6 protein-coding genes and 1 tRNA gene are annotated in these 6,813 nt (G+C 64.9%); 3 read left to right on the top strand and 4 right to left on the bottom strand.

Features of this window, described 5'->3' with window-relative positions; translation table 11 throughout:
• Nucleotides 1-258 precede the first annotated feature (258 nt).
• Nucleotides 259-555 carry a hypothetical protein gene (locus tag ACPXY0_RS18915; protein WP_419942785.1) on the top strand — a complete coding sequence of 99 codons (297 nt, stop codon included), beginning with the start codon at nt 259-261 and terminating at the stop codon, nt 553-555.
• A 109-nt stretch (nt 556-664) separates the two neighbouring features.
• Here the strand turns inward: ACPXY0_RS18915 and ACPXY0_RS18910 are convergent.
• A tRNA-Ser gene (locus ACPXY0_RS18910) sits at nt 665-752 on the bottom strand.
• A gap of 364 nt (nt 753-1,116) precedes the next feature.
• Here ACPXY0_RS18910 and ACPXY0_RS18905 point away from each other — a divergent pair.
• Nucleotides 1,117-2,319, top strand: a complete 1,203-nt coding sequence (locus ACPXY0_RS18905) for a tyrosine-type recombinase/integrase (RefSeq protein ID WP_423927270.1) — start codon at nt 1,117-1,119, stop codon at nt 2,317-2,319.
• Between the two features lie 76 nt (nt 2,320-2,395).
• Nucleotides 2,396-3,010: a hypothetical protein gene (locus ACPXY0_RS18900; RefSeq protein ID WP_423927268.1), complete on the top strand. Its 615-nt coding sequence runs from the start codon at nt 2,396-2,398 to the stop codon at nt 3,008-3,010.
• 631 nt (nt 3,011-3,641) lie between these two features.
• Here ACPXY0_RS18900 and ACPXY0_RS18895 read toward each other — a convergent pair.
• The 3 genes from ACPXY0_RS18895 to ACPXY0_RS18885 form a co-directional block, all read right to left on the bottom strand.
• Nucleotides 3,642-4,022, bottom strand: coding sequence for an excalibur calcium-binding domain-containing protein (locus ACPXY0_RS18895; protein WP_423927266.1), 381 nt, complete (start codon nt 4,020-4,022; stop codon nt 3,642-3,644).
• A gap of 775 nt (nt 4,023-4,797) precedes the next feature.
• Entirely contained in the window at nt 4,798-5,880 is a 1,083-nt protein-coding gene (locus ACPXY0_RS18890) for a hypothetical protein (RefSeq protein WP_423927265.1), read from the bottom strand.
• A 72-nt stretch (nt 5,881-5,952) separates the two neighbouring features.
• The gene (locus ACPXY0_RS18885; protein ID WP_423927264.1) at nt 5,953-6,156 is read right to left on the bottom strand and encodes a hypothetical protein; all 204 of its coding nucleotides are present in this window, start codon (nt 6,154-6,156) and stop codon (nt 5,953-5,955) included.
• Nucleotides 6,157-6,813 lie beyond the last annotated feature (657 nt).

Here is a 6,813-nt window from a genome sequence, read left to right as displayed (position 1 = left end):
GAACCCCCAAGCCCGTGAGGGCGCCGGTTTTCGAGACCGGTGCATTGCCGTTCTGCCACCTCTCCGGATGTCGCGCACCGCCAATCTGCACGGTACGCGCGGCCGGTAAAGGTGTTCCGCGAAGGCTCCCCATGTCAAACTTTTTGGGGGAGGGACGCTCCCGGCCTTGACACCATGGGCTATTTATCGCGTAGGATCGGTGAGGTTCCCGCCACTTCGGTGCGAAGTGGATGGACGCCGACCATCCCGGAGGGTCATTTGGACGACGTAGAAATCCTGATCGCGGTGCTCTTCGGGAGCGCGTTCTTCCTCTCGGGGACCTTTGTCGGCCGTACCTTCTCACGCCTCTCCCACAAGCGGGAGGAGAAGAAGCGGCTGGAGAAGGAACGCCGCGACCGGGAGGAGATGCTGGAACTCGTCAAGGTGCAGATGTCCGGCCTGCTCGGTGACGTCATGACCCGGTTCGAGTCCATCGAGGAGCGCATGGAGTTCTCGGAGAAACTCCTGCTGGGCCGCGAGGCGGATCAAGCCGAAGGAGGCCACCAAAACACGTGAACGGACGGGGTGGGATGGGCTCACCTGCTCCGCAGGTTCGCCGAGCTCGCTCACTTCGTTCGCTCGGTTCGAACCCACGAGGCACGTGGTCGCAGCGGTGCTGTCGGAACGGACGGGGTGGGATTCGAACCCACGAGGCAGGGTTGCTGCCCACACGCTCTCCAGGCGTGCGCCTTAGTCCTCTCGGCCACCCGTCCGAAGGCCTCCGGGTGCGCCGGAGGTATTGAGAGCAGGCGGAGGGGGTGGGATGGGCTCACCTGCTGCGCAGGCTCGCCGAGCTCGCTCACTTCGTTCGCTCGGTTCGAACCCACGAGACTCTCTCGAGTCGCGCCCCAAGCGGAGTACCGCCCCACACTTCTCCCTACGTCCCAGGCGGAGGGGGTGTCCGCCCCTCCGCTGCTCCCATGCGGTCCACACTTGTCTCTGAACGTGTCTTAAATCGCCCGTCAACAGCAGTTTACGGCCTCACCGTCATCCCTTGACGTCCCGCGATGTTCCGGCTATTCTTGAATAAATTGTGGGACGTACCGTGGGACACCATGTTCAACCCTGACCGGAGAAATGACCTCGCCGACACCGAAGCCGTCGACCAGACTCACGGGCCTGTTCGTCCGCAACGTCGGACACAACGGCAGAACCGGCGCCGACAAGTACGGGGACCAGCACGGCCTGATCCTACGGGTGCTTCCTTCCGGGAGCAAGCAATGGATATGGCGCGGCACCGTTCGCGGGAAACGGGTGGATCTGGGCTTGGGCGGGTACCCCTACGTCACCCTGGCGGAGGCCCGTCAAAAGGCCTTCGAGTTTCGCAAGACCGCTCGATCCGGCGGAGATCCGAGGTTGGTCACGCGCGCCTCGCCGACGTTCGAGGACGCGGCCGAGACGGTGATCGCAATCCATCGTGCGTCATGGCGCCCCGGGGGGAAGAGCGAGGGTCAGTGGAGGGCAAGCCTTCGCGACTACGCGATGCCGAGGTTGGGTGCGAAGGGGGTGGACGAGATCACGACTGCGGACGTGATGGAGGTCTTGCTACCGATCTGGTCGAGCAAGCCCGAGACCGCCCGTAGAGTGCGCCAGCGAATTGGAGCGATCATGAAGTGGGCGGTGGCCCAAGGCTATCGCGAGAGCAATCCGGCCGGCGACGCCATCGGTTCGGCGCTCCCGCGGCACGGGACGGGCCGTCAGCACTTCCGGGCACTCCCTCACGGGGAGGTGGGAGCCGCACTGGAAACGATCCGCGCTTCGCAGGCGTGGCCAGCGACCAAGCTCGCTTTCGAGTTCCTGGTCCTGACGGCGGTGCGGTCGGGCGAGGTGCGCCACGCCACTTGGAAGGAAATGGACCTTGGGACGGCAACGTGGACGGTCCCGGGGGAACGCACCAAATCCGGACGCACGCACAGGGTGCCGCTCGCTTCAAGAGCGCTTGAGATCCTCCAAGAAGCTCGCCGGCACGCCGGTGAAGATGGGCTTGTTTTCCCTTCTCCCACCAACCGGGTCCTCTCAGACAGCACGTTCTCGAAGCTGCTGAGAGAGAATGGCGTTCTTGCCGTGCCCCATGGTTTTCGCACGTCGTTCAGAGTGTGGTGCGGCGACACCGGCGTTGCCAGGGAGGTGGCGGAGGCGGCCTTGTCCCATGTAGTGCGAGACAAGGTGGAAGCAGCCTACGCCAGAGGCACGCTGTTCGCGCGTCGGCGGACGGTGATGGAAGATTGGGCTGACTATGTTGCGGATCGGCCAGCCGACAGCCACACGCCCAGCGCCTAGTCGTCCGGTTCCGCGCATGGAGTCGGATCTTTGTTATGCACTTGCCACAAGCGGGAGGATTGCCATCTCCGCTAGCATGCTGAAGGAGAAGATACCGAAACGTGGAGCGGGGCTCGGTCTCGCGGTCGCGTTGTGGAAGGGCGCGGACGCGTTATGGGGGATTGCTTCTCTCATGTCCGCCCTCGAGTGGTGGGTAGTCTTGGCGGTCACGTCGGGTGCCATGTTGGTGGGGCCGGAAACCGTGCGGTTCGCGCGGAGCGTCCCGGGGCGGCTACGTGACGGGCAGTTGGCGCGGCCCAGCGAGACGAAACCGGTCCGTGACGCGTCAACCTTCGAGCGTCGCGAGCGTCAGGGTAAGCCTTACTGGGTGGCACCGGATGGTCGCCGCTGGGTTCTACCGGACGACATGGCCCAAGACCTCGCATACCGATCCCCGGTGGCGACGCTGGAGCGTCACACGCGAAGCTCGAAGATCGACCCGGAGAACATGCTCCCAATCAAGAGCGCGCGGCGGGCACTCGCCGATGGGCTTGTAGCCCGCTTCGTGGTAGAAAACCCTGAGGGCACGGCCGGTGACCTCGTTGATGCCGTAGCGTTAGAACGGTGGGTGAAATCCTACATCCTCGAGAAAATCGAAGCGTCCGGCCGAAGCGTGGACTTGGGAGGCCGCATGGGCGATGGGTTGAACTGAGACGGCAATCAATGAGGGGACCGCCGAGAAGACTCGGACCACAAGAACCCCGGTAAGGTCAGGTCTGTCGGCCAGTGCGTCTCTTTCGTCGACCCGTGCTCGCGCGATTAGAACGCCGTACCGGCTCGGTATTCCCGGCGCTCACGTCCGCAAGTCATCGGCGGGCCAGCGGGCTACGCGGGACCAATGGCGGCCTACACAGGTGGAGCATACACTAGGGAGCGAGATGGACAGGCGGTACGTCACAACCGTAGCGGCAAGCCGGGAAGTCTTGCGGCACTTGGGCAAAGATAGTTCCGCACTCGCGCCCAAAAACGGCCAGCACAAGCGCAGCCGCCGATACATCGATACCACTCGCGGCGAACCCTTCGCCGCGATCGTGCGCGCTTCGGCGCGGAACCTGTCGGGAGTCGAGGGGGGAACTGTTCGTCCGCCTCGGTGTGGCCCGAAGAGTATGCTGCTCCCGGCCACTAGCGAGCTGGAAGCTCGCCTTGCCGACGCCCTGAGATCGTCGTGTTCCTGCGTCTGGACCCACGATGTACGCCGCACCGCCTCGAACCCTGTCATCCGTGCGGCCCTGCATCGCAAGCAACTCCCTCGTAGACAGGTCGCTCAAGACAATCGGATTTGGTCACTCGCAGACCACGCCGTCACCGTCTCCGTCCCGCATATACTCGTACGCCGGGTGGCCCCGCTCGACAGGCGCAATCCCGTGCGCTCTCGCCTCCGCGCAAGAGATCCGACCGTTCCCGTTGTCGTCATAAAGCGCGAGCGGCGATCCGACGGTCGTCACCATCGGCGGTGGTCGCGTCTCGCTGGGAGGCGCGATGATGAGGTCTCCAGATGGCGCCACGGGGTTGGTGATACCGGGCGGTACGTTCCTCTCGACCGTTGACGCTGGCGGGGCAACGAAACGCTGTGGCGTCGGCCCCTGTGTGAGCAGCACCGTCACGAGCGCAGCGGTCGACGCGCCAGTGAGGAACCACGGCAGATTCGACTTCCAGTCGTTCACTCGTCACGCTCCTTCTCTTGGCGATCACGCTGCGGGCGCGGCCACCGCGGGGCGTTGTCCGGTCGGAACCATTCGACTGGACGAGGGTCAGGCTTCCACTTCTCGAGGAGCTTCCGGATCTGGTCATCGAGGCGGGCCGTCATGTGCAGGCCCGAGCGTTTACGCGAAGATACTCATCGACGAACGAATCGAGCATTGGCAGCAATGCTTCCATGATATGAGCCCGCTCGGGACCGCCGCCGGTGGCGCTGCCCTGCCATGTAACGGCCGCGCCATACTGTCCCGAAGCTTCATCGTAGACGGCTTTGCGGAGTTGAAGGCTCACATGGAAGCTGTGGCTCACGGTGTGGACCGTGACGACGAGGATGGCGTGCGCCGGCGGACCGGGTTCCTCCAAGCGGCCCCCATGGATCCGAGCGACTCGCAGCCGACTGCTCACGGTGGGGGCCAAGGCCTCCTCCGTAAGGTCGCGAGCGTCTGTTTGGACCTGAAGCGTATACGCAACGGGCGCGCAGGAAGTGAACAGCCGGAACGCGTCGCGGGAGGAAGCCTTCCTGGGCAATGGCAGGGCGGAGGAACGCCAGAATCCCGAAGGCGGCAACCGTAATCCCACGAATCAAGCGCAACATCTGCTGCCCCCAACGCCAGGAAACTGACGGACTGGCGAACGTAGACGGCGGCGTCTTAGCGGCGGTGGCAGTAGCGGACGCCGTCGGGCAGTGCAAGCTTGTAGATGCCACGGACACGCTGGCCAACCCTACCCGGGCAGAAACGCTTACCGTACGCATTCCGCCGCCTCCATGATTGCCGAAATGAACACCTCCCATGATCGGCCAGCCATGCGCCGCCGCCAGCTATCCGGATCCGTCCACGTGCCTGGATCTTCCGGCCAAAGCCCCGAGTCGCGATCTGGGATCTGATCCATCACCAGCCGCCAAGCATCGCCTACGGCAGTGAGCGCCGGACAGGATCGGCACTGCGCCGCCGCGCCGCGAAACTCCACCGCGATGGACACCCGCGCAGCGTACCCGCCCAGTTCGGGAGCGTCCCATTCCAAGTCAAACTCCGCATCGCGGGCTGCCGAATTCGTTCGCACCCAGTCCCAATACAGCGAGTCCTCCCCACCGTACAACCCGTTACCGACTGAATCCCGCCGTTCACGAGCCAGTTCCCACGCTTCGACCAACGGCACCAATAGGCGTCTCGCCAGAACCGAATCTGCCTCGATTGCTGCCCGAGTCGCCCCAACTTCGGCGCGAACCTGGAGCGAGTCCCTAAGCGCACCCGACCTGTGGAACAGCTCAGCCCACCGCGAGCCGAGGAACGCCTTTTCGTTTCCCACTTCGTCGCCCCGACGCGACGCCTCGAAGTCGCGGTGCAGAGCGGCTCGGTACGAGTCCCGAGCCGCTGCCATCGAGTCAGCGACTGCCGACCCCACATGGAGGCGGACACGGTCGTCCATCAGCGAGTCGGCCAGCGCCACCGAATCCCTCCGCGCCGGGGAGTCGGAGGCGGACCCGAGAGACCCGGACAGGCCGAGCCAGATTCGATCCGACCGCAGCGAGTCAGCAACCGCGGGATTCAGCAACACCGACACGAGCGAATCCGCAGAGTCATGCATGCGCCGGCCCAAGGTCTCGGCCTCGCCCTCAGCCTGCTCATGGTTCCGTTCCTCCACCTGGACGCGGTTCCACAGGGAGCCCGCCCGCTCCCCAGCCTCCAGCGCGGGAACGGCCAGCTCCCGCAGCATGGCCTCGGCAGCGCGGCAGGACGCCGCCACCGGTGCCTGCGCCGCGCTGGCGGAGGGAACGGAAACCGACACCGTAGCCAAGCAGAGCAACCGAGTCGAAGCCTTCAATCGTCCTTTCTCCATCTTGAGGTTTCCCCGTCCTCCGATCCCACTAAAGCGAATCCGCAGATGCGCCTCCGCTTAGCCGTCGTCCCTAGGCCTCTTATCCAGAATCTCTCGAATCCTCCTAAGGCTAGACTCCAGCATTGACAGCTCCTCCACCTCCGTCTTGGCCATCTCCGTCGCGTACCACTCAGCTAAGGATCGTTCGTCGGGCGGCAGTCGCTTAACGGCATCGTCAAGGGCGGTGCGAGCCCAAGCCTTCAGCGAATCCGCGCCCTGCACCTGCGCCGCCCCTTTGTAAAGCCAATGATTCTCGAGAGGAAACGCGATGTGCCTTTGGGTCGGTCGTGACACAGCCATTCTCCTCTCACGTCGGTCGGCAGAAGAACACCCCGGCGAACCTAGACTCCGCCTTGAATACCGATGACGCCGAAGATTCCTCTCGTGATGCTGCACGATCTGCGCGAACGAAAGGTCGCCCCGGGGAGCGTGATGCCGCCAGTCGCTGTCGCGTCTCTGCCGGCGCCGGACGGTCCGGCGTTGTGAGCGACACCACTCCATGAGGCGCGTTGCCGGTGCTGGACATCCAGAGCGACCGGATGACGCTTCGCCAAATCCCGGTCCATGGCGCGCACGACTCCGGACGAGGTGCCGAGCCTCCGGCCCGACTACTTCGACACCAGTCGGACGGTTGCGACGGAGGTGCCGCTGGCGGAGGCCGGTTCGCCGTTGGGACGGCTCTGGAACCCGTTGAACATCGCCGTTTCGACGGTTGTTGACGCGGCCCGAAGCGGTCCCCCGACTGTACGCGATGGCGATTCCGGCGACCCGGGATTCCGGCGTCGGCTCCCGCGCCGAGGGCTCGATCAGGGCTCCCGGGGCAGCCGCGGTCGCCACTCGGGGGGTGAGCGGCGTGTCGCCGCTCGCTGGCCCGCAGTT

It is taken from the genome of Candidatus Palauibacter sp., assembly GCF_965237495.1.
Taxonomy (GTDB): domain Bacteria; phylum Gemmatimonadota; class Gemmatimonadetes; order Palauibacterales; family Palauibacteraceae; genus Palauibacter.
The sequence above is the reverse complement of the archived record's forward strand: the minus strand, read 5'-3'. Positions and strand labels throughout refer to the sequence as shown.

Excerpts from the sequence above, each read along its gene's own strand:
- ACPXY0_RS18905 (WP_423927270.1), top strand. The coding sequence starts at position 1,117 with ATGACCTCGCCGACACCGAAGCCGTCGACCAGACTCACGGGCCTGTTC.
- ACPXY0_RS18900 (WP_423927268.1), top strand. The coding sequence starts at position 2,396 with ATGCTGAAGGAGAAGATACCGAAACGTGGAGCGGGGCTCGGTCTCGCG.